Source organism: Roseovarius sp. D22-M7 (genome assembly GCF_037083785.1).
GTDB lineage: Bacteria > Pseudomonadota > Alphaproteobacteria > Rhodobacterales > Rhodobacteraceae > Roseovarius.
The window spans coordinates 1-16009 of the sequence record NZ_JBAPKY010000032.1; the positions used below are offsets into that span (position 1 = coordinate 1).

The window sequence follows — 16009 nt, forward strand, 5'->3', positions numbered from 1 at the left end:
CGGTCCAGGCCATCGTGATCTCCGTTCAGCTTCGACACCTGAACAGAACCACAACCTGCTGAATTCACTCAACTCATTTCCGATCAGGCTCTAAGAGGAGATCGACGACCTCATTGAACCTACGAAGCTGACACCGCAAGCGTTTCGGATACTGGGGACCGAGGAGTTCTTTGAACTCTCGCCGCGGGCGCGGCGCGCTCGCCCTCGAATGACGCCGGCCATGCGTCATGGCATGGATGCTTTCAAGATGCGGAAGGATGGAACGCAGGTCCAGCCCGACATCTACCGCATGCTTCATCGCCCACGGCTCTACATGCGGACCAAGCTCGGCGCACGGTTCAAGGGATCAAGTGGCAGTGGCAAGGCATAAGCTGCTGCAAGTTCACAGGCGGATCGGACATTGTGAAGAAATCTGCGAGGTAAGGCCGCGCCCCTTGCGAGCGCGGCCTTGGTTTGGTGATCTTGTATAACTTGGCGAGCCTCCCACCACACAAAACGCGTCAGTGCAACACCCGGGGGCTTCACGTCGTGTCGGCGGCTGAGACGGTGCTCAGCGCTTCTCGTTCGAGAGGCCCTTCCAGATCGCGTAGCACATGATCAACAGGACCAGCGTGAACGGCAGCCCCGTCGAGATGACTGCGGCCTGCAGCGAGGCCAGCCCGCCGCCGATCAGCAGCGCAATCGCCACGGCGCCCTCGAAGATGCACCAGAACACACGCTGCGACACCGGCGCGTCAACCTTGCCGCCCGCGGTGATCGTGTCGATCACGAGGCTGCCGGAGTCCGACGACGTGACGAAGAACACGATCACCAGAATGATCCCGATCGTCGAGGTGATCGTGGCGAGTGGCAGTTGCGACAGCATGTAGAACAGCTTCAGCTCGAGCGCGGCGTTCTTTGCCCCCTCGTACCCGTCGGCCACAAACTGATTGAGGGCGGCGCCGCCAAAGACGCTCATCCAAAGGATGCATACGGTGGTCGGGATCAGCAGCACGCAGATCACGAATTCCCGCACCGTGCGGCCCCGGCTGACGCGGGCGATGAACATGCCGACGAAGGGCGACCACGAAATCCACCACGCCCAGTAGAAGGCGGTCCAGCCCTGGCTGTAATTGACGTCTTCTCGACCCACCGGATTACTGAGGGCCAAAACGTTCTGGGCGTAGGCATAGATGCTGTCGAAGAAGAACGAGATCAGGAAGACTGGCCCGGCCACGAAGAACACGAAGACCAGCAGGAGTGCCGCCAGACCCATGTTGATCTCCGACAGCCGCTTGACGCCGCCGTCAAGCCCGCGCACGACCGATACGAGCGCGATTGCCGTGATCCCGGTGATCAGCAGGACAAGCAGCATCGGGTCGTTCTCGACACCGGTCTCGTCGGCATTACCGTAGGTGATGCCGAGGAACGAGCGTGTGCCCTCGGCGGCATCACCAGACCCGTAGAGGAACGTCAGGCCTGCCGCCGCCTGTTCCGCGCCGAAGCCAAGGGACGTGGCCAGACCGAACAGCGTGGCAAACACCGCCAGCGTATCGATGATATGACCCCACCAGCCCCAGACACGGTCGCCTAGGATGGGATAGAACGCCGAACGCATGGTCAGCGGCAGACCCTTGTTGTACGAGAAAAGCGCGAGGGCGAGGGCGACGACCGAATAGACGGCCCAGGGGTGCAGACCCCAGTGCAGGATCGTCGCCGCCATGCCGAGGCGCTGCGCCGCGGCCTCGTCACCGCCTGCGGCGCCCAGAGGTGCCCAGTCAGTCCGTACCCCGCCTTCGCCGGCCGACGTCCCTGCGAGGGCGGTATCGAAATGCGTCATCGGCTCGGACACGCCGAAGAAAAGCAGGCCGATCCCCATGCCCGCGGCAAACAGCATGGCAAACCAGCCGGTATAGCCGTAATCGGGTGTCGCATCCGTGCCACCGAGCCGCACAGACCCATAGGGCGTGACGATCAGCAGAAGGCAGAAGATGACAAAGATATTTGCCGATCCGAGAAAGAACCAGTCGAAGGTTTCGATCACGAAATTCTTCGTGGATTCGAATACGGACGCGGCCTGCTCGGGCAGCGCCAGCGCGTAGAACACGAACAGCACGACCGCGAGGCCGGAAATCATGAAGACGGGGTTGTGGATATCGAGACCGAACGGCCCGATCTTTCTTTGAATATTGTCCTGACCGATCCGATAATCGGTTTCGATGATATCCGACGCCCCTTCCGGCGCGGGGATACCTTGGATCGTTGTTTCATCGGCCATTCAGACCCTCCCTTGCCACATAACCGTAGCACCGATCCCCGGAAACAGCCCCGCAGAAGACAAGGATGACGCGAAAGATGGTGCTCTGGCGTTTACTGTCTGGCGAACCGGTTTCGTGACTTGCCCAAGGGAAGTGTCAGACAAGACGCCACCGATCCATTCGTTCTGGGAACGTAACAAGCCCGGTGATCAAAAAGCAACCGGCCAGCGATTGATCGGCGCTGAAAAACGACACCGAAACCCGCGGCGACCACAGATTGCCCGCATCACTTTGCCCCAAGGTTCGGCACACCATCGCCGCGGAAAAACTGCGCGCGATTGACGGAGATAGCCCGTGTTTCGACGAGTCCGCGTTCATGAAGGTCCCTGTCAAGGGGCAAAGCCCCCCGGTCATTCCAACCGGGGGGCTTTGATCGCAGCCGTGTTCGTGGGAACCGCGTTCAGCGTTTCTCGGACATCAGGCCCTTCAGGATGCAATAGCACATGACGAGCAGGATCAGCGTGAACGGAAGCCCGGTCGAGATGACCATCGCCTGCAAGGCGGTCAGGCCGCCACCGATCAGCAGAGATATCGCGACGAGGCCTTCGAACGTGCACCAGAACACGCGCTGCGACACCGGCGCATCGACCTTGCCCCCCGCGGTGATCGTGTCGATCACGAGGCTGCCCGAATCCGATGAGGTCACGAAGAACACGATCACCAGGACGATCCCCAGGGTCGAGGTGATCGCCGAAAGCGGCAGGCTGTCGAGCATGGCGAAAAGCGAAAGTTCCGGCGAATAGGCGTCGATCACGTTCGCCTTGACGGCAGAGGTTTCCGGGTTGGCGATGACATCGGTGATCGCCGCACCGCCGAACACCGCCATCCACAGGACGCAGACCACGCTGGGGATCACCAGAACGCATGTGATGAACTCGCGCACGGTGCGGCCGCGGCTGACACGCGCGATGAACATGCCGACAAACGGCGACCAGCTGATCCACCAAGCCCAGTAGAAGGCCGTCCAGCCCTGCATGTAGCCGGTATCCTCACGGCCGAACGGATTGGAGAGCGGGATGACCTCCTGCACATATGCCCCGAGTCCGGTCACGAACTCGGTCAGGATGCCGACCGCACCCGCCGCGAACAGCACGAACAGCAACAACGCGAGGGCCAGAACCATGTTCAGCTCGGACAGGACCTTGACACCCCCGTCGAGCCCGCGAAGCACCGAGATCAGCGCGATCGCGGTGATGCCGCAGATCAGTATGACCTGCACCGTCGTGGTGTTGGGAATGCCGTAGACATATTCGAGGCCCGCGTTGGCCTGTTGCGCACCGATTCCCAGGGACGTTGCCAGACCGAACAGGGTGGCGAAGACGGCCAGCGTGTCGATCGTATGCCCCCACCAGCCCCACACGCGATCGCCGAGGATCGGGTAGAAGGCCGAGCGGATCGAGAGCGGCAACCCCTTGTTGTAAGAGAAAAGCGCCAGTGCCAGCGCGACGATGGCATAGATGGCCCACGGGTGCAGGGCCCAGTGATAGGCCGTCGCGGCCAACGCCATGCGGCGGGCCTCGGCGACGTTGGCCGCAATTAGGTCGCCGTTCTCGTCGAACGGCCGGACGACGCCAAGCGGCTCATCGCCCCAGGGCGTGCCGAAGTAATATGTCGGTTCCAGCACACCGAAGAACATCAGGCCGATGCCCATGCCGGCCGCGAACAGCATCGCGAACCAGCCCGGATAGCCGTAATCCGGTGTCGCCTCGGTCCCGCCCAGCCGAACCGAGCCCCACGGGCTGACGATCAGGAACAGGCTGAAAAGAACAAAGACGTTCGCCGAAAGCAGGAAAAACCAGTCAAAGGAACTGGTCAATGCCGGGCGCAGCCATCCGAAAAACGCGGCCGCCTGATCGGGCGCGATCAAGGCATAGGCGACGAATGCGATGACGACGAGACCCGAAATCATGAAAACCGGGTTATGAATATCGAGCCCAAAAGGCCCAACCTTCGCGGTAATGTTGTCCTGACCGACGACGTAATCGGTGTCGATGATACCCGAATGCCCTTCAGGCTCGGGGATACCCTGGTTCGCTGTTTCATCGGCCATGAAGGCCCTCCCTGTCCCAGTGCCGCGTCCGATTTCCAATCACCCGAGCGTGCCTGGACACGGGCCGTGAGTGGGCGGACGTTCTGGCGTTTCGCGCTTTTCAAACCGGCACTGTGACGTTTCGGTGTAATATTCAGACACAGCATCCCGTTCGCGATAGAACCATAACGGTAACAAGCCGAGTGATGAAAAAGCAACCATTCAGCGGTATATCAGATGCAGAAAACGACAAATGACCCGCGGATGAGCGGCATTTCAAGCCCTTGCGACACGGGAACAGGTGGCATTCAGCCGCGCGGTCGGCCGCGATAGTGGCGCAGGACGAACACGCGGATGGCCGAGGCGAGCCCCGCCTCCAGGCCGCGCTCTGCATCGATCCGCGCCGCCAGTTCGTTGAGCGCTATGCCCTCCCGCGCGGCAATTTCGCGGAAGGCGTTCCAGAATTCGGCCTCCAGCGAGACGCTGGTCCGGTGGCCGCGCAGCGTCAGGGAATGCTTGACTGGGCGGGCACTCATGGCCAGCCGGGGCTGAGGGCACCGCCACCACCCCCGGGATGATTGGGGCCAGAAGAAACCGGCATCAGTCCTCGCGCAGCCGGTGCTGGTCGAGGACGTGGCGCGCCTTCGAAAGCTCGGCGTCGTCCTTTTCTTTGCGGGCCTTGGAGCGCCCGTGTTTTATGGCGTTCTCGTCCGCGCGGGCTTTCTTCGCGGCCCGCGCCCTGCCCTTGCGCACCCGGTTGAGATTGACCGGCGTGTCGCTCATTTCGGGCCGATCATGTCTTCGGGGCGCACCACCCGGTCGAAGGTCTCGGCATCGACAAAGCCAAGCGCGATCGCCTCTTCGCGCAGGGTCGTGCCGTTCTTGTGCGCGGTCTTGGCGACCTTCGTGGCGTTGTCGTAGCCGATGGTGGGCGCGAGCGCGGTGACCAGCATCAGGCTTTCGCGCATGAGTTTCTCGATCCGCGGTGCGTTGGCCTCGATCCCCATCAGCATTCGTTCGGTGAAGCTGGCGGTCGCGTCGCCGAGAAGCTGGATGGATTGCAGCAGGTTGTAGGCCATCATCGGGTTGTAGACGTTCAGCTCGAAATGACCCTGGCTGCCGGCGAACTTGATCGCGGCATCGTTGCCCATGACGTGTGCTGCCACTTGCGTCAGCGCTTCGGCCTGGGTGGGGTTGACCTTGCCCGGCATGATCGACGAGCCGGGCTCGTTTTCCGGCAGGATCAGCTCGCCCAGGCCTGAGCGCGGGCCCGAGCCGAGAAAGCGGATGTCGTTGGCGATCTTGTAGCACGACCCCGCCACGGTTGCCAAAGCACCCGACAGGAACACCATCGCGTCATGCGCGGCGAGCGCCTCGAACTTGTTGGGGGCCGTGACGAAGGGCAGGCCGGTGATCTTGGCCATGTTCGCCGCCACCCGGTCGCCCCAGTCCGGCGCGGTGTTGAGCCCGGTGCCCACGGCGGTTCCACCCTGGGCCAGCTCGTAGATCCCCGGCATCGCCGCGTTGACACGCGCGATACCCTGACGGATCTGATGCGCATAGCCCGAGAATTCCTGCCCCAGCGTCAGCGGCGTGGCATCCTGCGTATGGGTACGGCCGATCTTGATGATGTCCTTGAACTGCGCCGACTTCGCCTCGAGCCCCTCGGCCAGCTTTTCCAGCCCCGGCAGCAGCACGTCGCGCACGCTCATCGCGGTGGCGACATGCATCGCTGTGGGGAAGGTATCGTTCGAGGATTGCCCCATGTTGCAGTGATCGTTGGGATGCACTGGGTCCTTGGATCCGATGGTGCCGCCGAGGATCTCGATGGCGCGGTTGGCGATCACCTCGTTGGCGTTCATGTTGGATTGCGTGCCCGACCCGGTCTGCCACACGACCAGCGGGAAATTGTCGTCGAGCCGCCCGTCGATCACCTCGTCAGCCGCCTGGATGATCGCGTCGGCACGGCGCGCATCAAGCTTGCCGCTGGCCTTGTTGGCCTCGGCGCAGGCCTTCTTCACGACACCGAGCGCGCGGACGATCGCCGCGGGCTGTCTTTCCCAGCCGATGGGGAAGTTCATGATCGAGCGTTGCGTCTGCGCGCCCCAGTATTTGTCGGACGGCACGTCGAGAGGGCCGAAACTATCCGATTCGCTCCGAGTGGCGGTCATCGATGCGTCTCCTTGACTTTTGGGGCCTGCATACCGCCCATGTCATTACCGGACTGCGCGCGAATATCAATGCCGCGGAACCTGCACGAAGCCACCGGGACGCGCACCGGGCCTATTTGCGAAAACTGTCGAGGCTGACGATATCCGCCTCGCCGGCCTGCGTGTTCTCGTCCGTCTGGGCAGTGTCCTCTGCGATCTCGGCCTCTTCGTCGACGTCCTGCGTCTCGAACCGCAGACCGAATTCCACAGAAGGGTCGACGAAGGTCTTGATCGCATCGTAGGGCACGTAAAGCCGCTCCGGTGCGTCCCCGAAATTGAGCGTCACCGAAAAGCCGTCATCCGTCACCTCGAGCGCGTCGTACCAATGTTGCATGACCACCGTCATCTCGGACGGGTAGCGATCGCGCAACCAGTCCGCGAGCGCGGCATCGGGATGGGTGGTGTCGAAGGTGATGAAGAAGTGGTGCGCGCCGGGAAGCCCGTTGTCGCGCACGTCGCAGAGCACTTCCTGGATGAGACCACGCATGGCGCGGTGCATCAGGTTTCCGTATTCAATCGTACGCGACATGCTTAGGGGGCCTCTGGCTTGGGGATGCGGCCAGCATAGGGGATTCGGGGCAAAACGAAAGGCCTGCTATGCGCTCCGTCACATCACGATGTGCACGATGCCCGACAGTGCCGCCATGATGCCCAGAACCGGCACGACGGACAGGCGCAGCCTCAGCACGAGCACGGCCGCGATCCCGACGAAGCCGACATTGAGCGGGGCGAGCGTCGACAGGTCCGGCACCGGGCCGAGCGGCGTTCGGCTTACCTTCGCGAAAAGCACGTGCAGCGCGAACCACACCGACAGGTTGAGGATGACCCCGACCACCGCGGCGGAAATCCCCGCAAGCGCGCCTTTCAGACGCGGTCGCGCCAGTATACGCTCGATATAGGGTGCACCGGTGAAGACCCACAGGAAACAGGGCACGAAGGTGACCCACAGCGTCAGCGCGGCCGCCGCCACGGCCAGCCACGGCCCGCCCTCGGCATAGCCCGCCAACAGCCCCACGAACTCGGTCACAAGGATCAGCGGCCCTGGCGTGGTTTCCGCCAGCCCGAGCGCGTCGATCATCTGCGCGGTCGTCAGCCAGCCTTTTGTCGCCACGACCGTCTCGGTCATGTAGGCCAGCACCGCGTAGGCGCCGCCGAAGGTCACCACCGCCAGTTTGCTGAAGAAAAGCGAGAGATCCGTCAGGAACGCGGCCCCGAGCGCCCATGCGGTCAACACCGGCGTGGCCCAGAGCGTGCCCCATGTCACAATCGTCAGCCCCGTCCGGGCGAGCGGCACGGTTGCCGGGGGCGCAGACGCATCCGCCGCCTGCCCGCGCGCCTGCACGTATCCCCAAAGCGCCGCAAACGCGATGATCAAGGGGAAGGGCACCGAAAGGAAAAACATCGCGACGAAGGCCAGACCGGCCAGGACCCAGCTGGCCCGGTCGCTCAGCGCCCGCCGCGCCAGCGTCAGAAGCGCCTGCAGCACGATGACCACCACAGCGGTCTTGATCCCGACGAACACCGACTGGACCAGCGGCACCCCGCCATAGAGCGCATAGCCCATGCCAAGTCCGAAGATCACCGCCGCCCCGGGAAGCACAAAGAGAAGGCCCGCGATCAACCCGCCGGGCACACCGCGCAGCCGCCATCCCGCGTAGGTCGCCAGTTGCATCGCCTCGGGGCCCGGCAACAGCATGCAGAAAGATAGCGCTCCGAGGAATTGCTGCTCCGTCAGCCAGCTGCGGCGTTCCACAAGCTCGGCATGCATCAGGGAAATCTGTGCCGCCGGACCGCCGAAGGACAGAAGGCCGATGCGCAGGAAGACCCGGAAAAGCACGAATAGCGACGGCTGCATGTGCGCACTCGTATCGCAATCGCATTCCGGCACAAGCGGAAATTGGGGCGGCGGTCCTGCATTGCAGCGCCACGCGAACGCCGCCCTGCACGTCGCATGTCCGCCTAGCTGCGCGAGGGGTAGTACCCCTCCAGCGCGATAATGCAATTGGTGGTCACGTAGGGCGGCATGTTGTTCACCGCCTGGCCGCCGCCGGTACTACCGATGGCATCCACGGACATGGTGGCATCCGCCCCGCCGCCGCTATAGATGCTGTCGCGGCCGGTGCCGCCCATCAAGGTACCTTGCGGGCTTGCCGCATCGGCATCCGCTGTCGCGGCCTTTTGCGGATGAGAATGGGCCGGCATCTGGTTGGCCGTCAATGTGTTGGTCTCGGTGCCCGCCCTCTCGCCAAGGCGGCGCGGCGACAGCCCCGGCCCTTGGCCGGCATGGATCATCGCCCGCCCGCGGGCATCCGGCAACGCGAACGTGGTCCGACCGTCACCGCCATACGTCGTGCCCAGCAAGGAAAACAGCGCCTGGTATTGGCTGATCGGCAGCATCTGGCCATTGCAGAACGCCCATCCGCGTGGCGCGAAGTTACCGCCGAAAAAGCGGATCTCGCCGATGAAGGCCTCCTGCGCCTTTGCGTTTTGCGGGGCGAGTGACAGTGTCGTCGCAACGGCCAGCGCTGCGGCGGCCAGGGTCGTTTTTCTGAACATGGGATACTCCTGCAAGGTCTGTGATTGAAGCGAGCGAGAAAAAAATCGCGGTACTGGAACAAGGCCAGAAATCATGCCTGGACGGGTCTGCACCTGTTTCCGGGTAAAGTGGGGCGTTCGGGGATCAGACGCTATGGCGCCGTCGCAAGAAGACGAGACTGCCAAGCCCCGCGAGGATGAGCGGCAGGCTGGCCGGCAGCGGGATCGGCGTGACCGGCGGGGTTACCGGGGGCGTGCCGTCGAGGCCGAAGGTCAGCGCGAAGGTGCTCAGACCGGCCGTGCTGCCGCTTGTATTGGTTTCACCCTCGATAGTGCCGAAAAGGGATAGCGAGGACAGGGATGGGTCAAAGGATGCGTTTCCCTCGATCTCGCTGCCGAATATTGTGTCCTCGAAAATTTCAGCGACCAGATTGCCACCGGTTTCGGCATCGAAAAAGAGCACTTCGGCAAAGGCATCACCTGTTGCGGACAGATCGCCGGCACCGAGCGTCAGGCCGGTCAGCGTGTGGCTCGACCCGCCACTGATGGCAACATCGAAATCGATGAAGAAAGCAAAGATAGCACCGTCCGAAGACACAAGAACATCCGGGTCAAACTCAAGTTTCAAAGTTGTGGTGCTGGACGTCGCAGAGGTGGTGACTGTGATCTCGTCGGGATCGGGGATAAAATCCCTAGGGAACGGTCCGGATTTGAACTCGTCGAAATCCTCGAAGGTGAAGTTCGAAAACTGAACGTCGCCTTCGGTCAAAATGTCGCCGGCAAGAAGCGATGTCAGGGTGGCCGCATGGACCGGCTGCGAGACTATGCAAAGCGACGCGAGGCCGAAAATCAGAAAAGGTTTCATCAAGCTGTCTCCATCAAGTATGGAAACGATGTTGCATCAATTTTATTTTTTGGCAAGTTTTATTGCTTATTTGGAAACTAGTAATAATTTTGTTGCGCAGCCGCAGAACGCGCGACCAGAAGGACCGGCCCGATCGCTCGGTCGCGCGTTAAGGGTATCATCAGAATGACGCCGGCTCAGCGGGCCTTGGCCAGCATGGCAAGGCGGATCAGCGCCCGCTCGACAAGCGCCATTTCCGGCGCGCGTTGCGCCGCCGAGCGCAAGTGAAGGTCCGTATCGGTAAGGATCGTCAGCGCCTGTTGCAGGCGCTCGCCGCCCCAGTCCTGCGCCTGGCGCAGCATGCGGTCGCGGCGGGGCCCGAAAACCGGCGGGCGCAGGCGGGCGATCCCCTGGCCCGGCCCGCCCGGATCCGAGGCCGCGGTGTAAAGCGCGCGGAAATGCCGGGTCGCGCCGATGCACAGACCGACCGGCTGCACGCCCTGCGCCTTCAGCCGGCGCAGCACCGGGCCGACCTCGCCCGCGCGACCCTCGGCCACGATGTTGAGCACGTCGTCGAGATCGGCCTCGGTCGAGGCGGGCGCGCAGGCGGCGATATCCTCGGACGAAAGCGGGCAGTCATCGTTCCATTTGTAAAGCGCCACTTTCTCGACCGTCTGGCGGAAATCGCCGGGATCGAGATCGCGGGCCAGCGCCGTCAGGTCACCCATCACCGGGCCGGGCACGTTGCGCAGACCGGCATGGGCAAGCGTCGCCTCGATCTCGTCGCGGCTTGGCGGCTCGTCATAGATGGCGGCGGCATAGGCGTTGCGGTGGCTCTCGAAGGCCTTGCGGATCTTCGAGGTGGGCTTGAGCTGGGCGGCGGTGACGATGATCTGCGCGTCGCCCTCCTGCCACTCGGCAAGGGCGGCGAGGATCGGCTCGGCCACGGCATCGTTGGCATCCTCGACGAAGGCGGCGCGCGGGCCCGGGAAGAACCCCCGCGCCTTGACCGCATCGAGAAGCTGCGCGGGATCCTTGCGCAGATCGCCCGCCGCCATCCGGGTCAGGCGCATCTCCTCCTCGGCCCCGGGCCCAAGCAGCGCCGCAATCACCTCCTGCCGCTTGAGCGCGACACGCATGGCGTCGGGCCCGTAGATCAGAAGCCCGGTGCGCTGAGGCTCGGGGCACGCGAAATACCGAGGGGCGTCGCGCGGGGCCAGCTTCATCGCGGTTCAGGCGCCGTGGCCAGCAGCCTTGTTACCATCTGATCCGCGAGGATGGTCATCAGCCGCGCCTCGGCGTCGCGCCGCGCGGCGCGTGTCGCCACCGGCGTGCCGCGCGCCGAATACGCGGAGAACGCGTCCACCGTGCCACGGGTCACGGTCTCGCCGGTTTGCCGGTCGGTCAGTGTGTAGCGCACGGATCCGAGGATGTTGAACCGCCCCGCCACGTTTCGCCGGTCGATCGCGACCGCCTCGGTGCCCAGCGAGATCTCGGGCGTCAACGCGTACCGGCCGGACGCGGTACGGCCGAGCCGCGATTCCAGGTCCCGGGTCAGAATATAGCCCGCGCGGCTGTCGGGTTCCGCGATCTCGACCTGCCCGCGCAGCGCGGTACCGCCACCGCCCGGCCCATAGGCGGGCGAGAACCCGCAGCCCGCCAGCACGGCAAGGCCGGTCAGCAGGAAAAGGCGGCGGTCAGATGACGACATTCACGATCCGTCCCGGCACGACGATGACCTTCTTGGGCTGTCCGCCATCCAATGCCTTCTGCACCGCGGCATGGGCCAGCGCGCGCGTTTCGACCTCGGCCTTTTCCATCTCGGCAGGGACCTGAAGTTCGCCTCGGCGCTTGCCGTTGATCTGGATGGGCAGGGTCACGGTGTCGTCGATCAGCATCTCGGGATCGACCTCGGGCCAGGACGCCATGGCGACGAGGCCCTGACCGCCCAGCATCGCCCAGACATCCTCGGCCAGATGCGGGGTCATCGGTGACATCAGCTGCGCCATTGTACGCCCGGCCTCGGCGCGGGCACCCTGCCCCGCCTGCGATTTGGCGAGTGTGGCGGTAAAGGCATAAAGCCGCGCGATCGCGGCGTTGAAGCCGAAGCTGTCGACGCCCTTGGTGACCTCGTCGATGGTCTTGTGCATCTCGCGCCGCAGCGCCTCGTCGTGGTCGTTCGGCGTCGTGTCATCCTCGGCGATCGTGGCGGCAAGGCGCCAGACGCGGGCGAGGTGGCGATGCGCGGCCTCGGCGCCCGAGGCGGTCCATTCCACATCGCGCTCGGGCGGGCTGTCGGACAGCACGAACCACCGCGCAGTATCGGCGCCGTATTGCGCGATGATGGTCGAGGGATCGACGACGTTCTTCTTCGATTTCGACATCTTGGCCGAGGGGACGACGTCGACTGTCGTGCCATCGGCGAGTGCGCCGTTGGTCACCTCTTCAGGCAGGTGATAGACGGGGCGGCCATTCGCATCGGTCGTCTGGTAGATCTCGTGGGTAACCATGCCTTGGGTGAAGAGCGCGTCGAAGGGCTCTATCGCCTTGTCGGGCAGGTGGCCGCAGACATGCATCGCGCGGGCGAAGAAGCGCGAATAGAGCAGGTGCAGGATCGCGTGCTCGATGCCGCCAATATACTGGTCCACGTTCATCCAGTATGTCGCCTCGGCCAGATCCGTGGGCGTCTCGGCATGCGGCGCGGTGAAGCGGGCGTAATACCAGGACGAATCCACGAAGGTGTCCATCGTGTCGGTCTCGCGCCGGGCGGGCTGGCCGCAAGACGGGCAAGCACAATCGCGCCACGTCGGATGCCGGTCGAGCGGGTTGCCCGGCTGATCGAAGCTGACATCGTCGGGCAGTCGTACGGGCAGGTTCTCTTTCTTTTCCGGAACAACGCCGCAGGCATCGCAATGCACCACGGGAATCGGACAGCCCCAGTAGCGCTGCCGCGACAGGCCCCAGTCGCGCAGGCGGAACTTCGTCACACCCTGCCCCACGCCATTGGCCTCGCAGAACGCGATCGCGGCCTCGATGGCCTGCGCGCCGGTCTGGGCCTCGTCGCCGGCAAAGCCGCGCACATAGCGCACGGTCTCGGGCTTGGGGGGGACATAGGCGGGGCCGCCATCCTCGGGCATGATGAAGGTGCCTTCCTCGCCCATGGCCGGCACGAAGACGCTGCTGATCGGCAGGTCGTATTTGCGGGCGAACTCCATATCGCGCTGGTCATGCGCGGGCACGCCGTAGATCGCGCCGGTGCCGTATTCCATCAGGATGAAATTGGCGATGTAGACGGGCAGTTCCCACGCGGTGTCGAACGGGTGGCGGGCCTTGAGCCCGGTGTCGAAGCCCATCTTTTCGGCCTTCTCCAGCGCCTCCTCGGTGGTGCCGCCGCGCCGCGCCTCGGCCACGAACGCTGCCACATCCTCGCGCTCGCGCTCCAGCGTCTTGGCCAGCGGATGATCGGGCGACAGGCCGATGAACGACGCCCCCAGCATTGTGTCAGGCCGGGTGGTGTAAACCTCGACCCGGTCATGGCCCTCGGGCCCGTCGGAGAGGCCGAAGGCGAATTGCAGACCGCGCGACTTGCCGATCCAGTTCTGCTGCATTGTTCGGACCTTGGCCGGCCAGTCGTCCAGCCCGTCCAGCGCGTCGAGCAGTTCCCCTGCATAGTCGGAAATGCGAAAGAACCATTGTGTCAGTTCGCGCCGCTCGACCTCGGCCCCCGAGCGCCAGCCGCGGCCGCCCTCGACCTGCTCGTTGGCCAGCACGGTCATGTCCACCGGATCCCAGTTGACCACCGCGTTCTTACGGTAGACGAGGCCCTTTTCGAGGAAATCCAGAAACAGCGCCTGTTGCTGGCCGTAATATTCAGGATCGCAGGTGGCGAACTCGCGCGACCAGTCGATCGAGAGGCCCAGGGGCTTCATCTGCTCGCGCATCGTCTCGATATTGGCGTAGGTCCAGTCCTTGGGGTGGCCGCCGGACGCCATCGCGGCGTTCTCGGCGGGCATGCCGAAGGCGTCCCAGCCCATCGGGTGCAGCACGTTGTGGCCGCTGGCCAGCTTGTAGCGCGCCACCACGTCGCCCATCGTGTAGTTGCGCACATGGCCCATGTGGATGCGCCCCGAGGGGTAGGGAAACATCTCCAGCACATAGTATTTCGGCCGGTTCTCGTCGCGGCGAGCGCGGAATATTTCAGCTTGGGCCCATGCCTCTTGCCATTTCGCTTCGATATCGGCTGGTGAATAGCGCGACATGGGCCGGGCCCCTCTTGCTCTGTCTCGTGTTGCATCGGGTGATAGGCGCTCAGGTCCGGCTGGTCCAGAGGGCGGGGCAAAATTGCGGGGCTTTGCGCGACCGCGGTCGACGACTATAAGCCGCGCGAGGGGCGGCACACCAGGCGGGATACCGGCGCGGGCATGAAAATCCTTTTCATCCATCAGAACTTCCCGGGGCAGTTCAAGCACCTTGCGCCCGTTCTGGCACGCCGGGGGCACCACTGCGTGGCGCTGACCCTGAGGGTCCGAAAGACGCAGACATGGCAGGGGGTCCGCGTCCTGCCCTATGCCCTGCCCAAGCGCAGTGAACAGAGCGTGCACCCGTGGCTGCTGGATCTCGACAGCAAGGTGACCCGTGGCGAGGCGTGCTATCACGCGGCGACGCGCCTTCGCGCCAAGGGCTACACGCCCGACCTGATCCTCGCGCATCCGGGCTGGGGCGAATCGCTCTTCCTGCGCGATGTCTGGCCCGGGGCGCGGCTGGCGCTTTATTGCGAGCTTCATCACCTAACCGCCTGGCCGCACCTCGATTTCGACCCCGAATTCGCCAGCGCCGCCCCCGACACAGAACCGTTGCGCTTGAAGCTCAAGAACCTCAACAACCATCTGCATTTCGATACAGCCGATGCCGGCATCAGCCCGACGTGGTTTCAGGCCGATACCTTTCCGGCACCCTTCCGCGAGCGTATCACCGTGTGCCATGACGGCATCGACACCGACACGGCCCGCCCCGACCCCGACAGTCGGCTGGCGGTCGAGGGGGCCGGCGAGCTTGGCCGTGACGACGAGGTGATCACGTTTGTCAATCGCAACCTCGAACCTTACCGCGGCTATCACATCTTCATGCGCGCCCTGCCGGATCTGTTGCGGGCGCGCCCCAATGCCCGCGTGTTGATCGTCGGCGAGGACGGGGTCAGCTACGGGCGGCCTCCACCGGACGGGCAGACATGGAAGCAGGTGTTCATCGACGAGGTGCGCGGGCAGATCCCCGACGCGGGCTGGGCCCGCGTGCATTTTCTCGGGCGTCTGCCTTACGATCGGTTCCTGCGGCTACTGCAGGTCAGCCGGGTGCATGTCTACCTGTCCTACCCCTTCGTGCTCAGCTGGTCGCTGCTCGAGGCGATGAGTTGCGGCGCGGCGATCGTCGCCGCCGAAACCGGGCCCGTGCGCGAAGTCATCGATCACGACGAGACCGGACGCCTCGTCGATTTTTTCGACGGCGCGGCACTGGTGGACGAGGTTTGCGCACTGCTGGAGGACAAGCGCTTGCGCGACAGGCTCGGCCGGACTGGCCGCGCCCGCGTTCGCGCGCACTTTGATCTGCACCGCGTCTGCCTGCCGCGTCAGGTGGACTGGGTCAACACGCTGCTGCCCGGCGCGTGATCGTGCTCGCAGAGATCGTGATCGGCCAGCGATTCGAGGACATAGCATTCGCGCGACACCCCTTCGCCGGTGCAGCCTTCGGTGATGCGATGAAGCTCGGCCTCGAGCGCGCGCAGGCGGCGGATCTTCTGGCGGACCGCGTCGAGCTGGCCTTGCGCGATGCGGGTCGCCGCATCGCAGGAGCGGTCGGGATGGTCCTGCAACTCGATCAGCTGCGCGATGGCCTCCAGCGAGAATCCGAGATCGCGGGCATGTCGGATGAATTGCAACCGCTCCAGGTCCGGCTGCTCGTAGCGGCGTTGATTTCCCGCGCTGCGCTTGGGTGCCTCGAGCAGCCCGCGGATCTCATAATAACGGATGGTCGGAACCTTGACGCCCGTTTGCCGCGCGAGATCACCGATCGAGAAAAACATGACGGATCCTCCTTGAAG

At 64.1% G+C, this 16009-nt stretch carries 14 protein-coding genes; 1 reads left to right on the top strand and 13 read right to left on the bottom strand.

Annotated features, from left to right (window positions below; translation table 11 throughout):
• Positions 1–550 precede the first annotated feature (550 nt).
• The 12 genes from V8324_RS14035 to leuS form a co-directional block, all read right to left on the bottom strand.
• A complete protein-coding gene (locus V8324_RS14035) occupies positions 551–2257 on the bottom strand; it encodes a BCCT family transporter (protein ID WP_336420554.1) in 1707 nt (568 codons plus the stop codon).
• A 440-nt stretch (positions 2258–2697) separates the two neighbouring features.
• On the bottom strand, positions 2698–4347 hold the full coding sequence (locus V8324_RS14040) for a BCCT family transporter (protein WP_336420555.1): 1650 nt from the start codon (positions 4345–4347) through the stop codon (positions 2698–2700).
• A gap of 287 nt (positions 4348–4634) precedes the next feature.
• Entirely contained in the window at positions 4635–4862 is a 228-nt protein-coding gene (locus V8324_RS14045; protein WP_336420556.1) for a ribbon-helix-helix domain-containing protein, read from the bottom strand.
• 64 nt (positions 4863–4926) lie between these two features.
• Positions 4927–5109 (bottom strand): DUF4169 family protein, encoded by a 183-nt coding sequence (locus V8324_RS14050; protein ID WP_336420557.1) that lies wholly within the window; start codon positions 5107–5109, stop codon positions 4927–4929.
• Positions 5106–6497, bottom strand: a complete 1392-nt coding sequence (gene fumC, locus V8324_RS14055; RefSeq protein WP_336420558.1) for a class II fumarate hydratase — start codon at positions 6495–6497, stop codon at positions 5106–5108. The genes V8324_RS14050 and fumC overlap by 4 nt, the downstream gene beginning before the upstream one ends.
• A 112-nt stretch (positions 6498–6609) precedes the next feature.
• Positions 6610–7065 carry an SspB family protein gene (locus tag V8324_RS14060; RefSeq protein WP_336420559.1) on the bottom strand — a complete coding sequence of 152 codons (456 nt, stop codon included), beginning with the start codon at positions 7063–7065 and terminating at the stop codon, positions 6610–6612.
• 78 nt (positions 7066–7143) lie between these two features.
• Positions 7144–8391, bottom strand: a complete 1248-nt coding sequence (gene chrA / locus V8324_RS14065; protein WP_336420560.1) for a chromate efflux transporter — start codon at positions 8389–8391, stop codon at positions 7144–7146.
• A gap of 104 nt (positions 8392–8495) precedes the next feature.
• Complete coding sequence (locus V8324_RS14070; RefSeq protein WP_336420561.1) at positions 8496–9092, bottom strand: phage tail protein; 597 nt, start codon at positions 9090–9092, stop codon at positions 8496–8498.
• 124 nt (positions 9093–9216) lie between these two features.
• Positions 9217–9936: a VPLPA-CTERM sorting domain-containing protein gene (locus V8324_RS14075; RefSeq protein ID WP_336420562.1), complete on the bottom strand. Its 720-nt coding sequence runs from the start codon at positions 9934–9936 to the stop codon at positions 9217–9219.
• A 176-nt stretch (positions 9937–10112) separates the two neighbouring features.
• Positions 10113–11141 (bottom strand): DNA polymerase III subunit delta, encoded by a 1029-nt coding sequence (holA, locus tag V8324_RS14080; RefSeq protein ID WP_336420563.1) that lies wholly within the window; start codon positions 11139–11141, stop codon positions 10113–10115.
• Entirely contained in the window at positions 11138–11626 is a 489-nt protein-coding gene (gene lptE, locus V8324_RS14085) for an LPS assembly lipoprotein LptE (RefSeq protein ID WP_336420564.1), read from the bottom strand. The genes holA and lptE overlap by 4 nt, the downstream gene beginning before the upstream one ends.
• A complete protein-coding gene (gene leuS / locus V8324_RS14090; RefSeq protein ID WP_336420565.1) occupies positions 11613–14174 on the bottom strand; it encodes a leucine--tRNA ligase in 2562 nt (853 codons plus the stop codon). Before leuS ends, lptE begins: the two co-directional genes overlap by 14 nt.
• A 162-nt stretch (positions 14175–14336) precedes the next feature.
• On the opposite strand from leuS, the gene V8324_RS14095 reads away from it, so the two are divergent.
• Complete coding sequence (locus V8324_RS14095) at positions 14337–15578, top strand: glycosyltransferase (RefSeq protein WP_336420566.1); 1242 nt, start codon at positions 14337–14339, stop codon at positions 15576–15578.
• Here the strand turns inward: V8324_RS14095 and V8324_RS14100 are convergent.
• The gene (locus V8324_RS14100) at positions 15539–15991 is read right to left on the bottom strand and encodes a MerR family transcriptional regulator (protein ID WP_336420567.1); all 453 of its coding nucleotides are present in this window, start codon (positions 15989–15991) and stop codon (positions 15539–15541) included. The two genes, V8324_RS14095 and V8324_RS14100, sit on opposite strands and share 40 nt — an antisense overlap.
• Between the last annotated feature and the right edge of the window lie 18 nt (positions 15992–16009).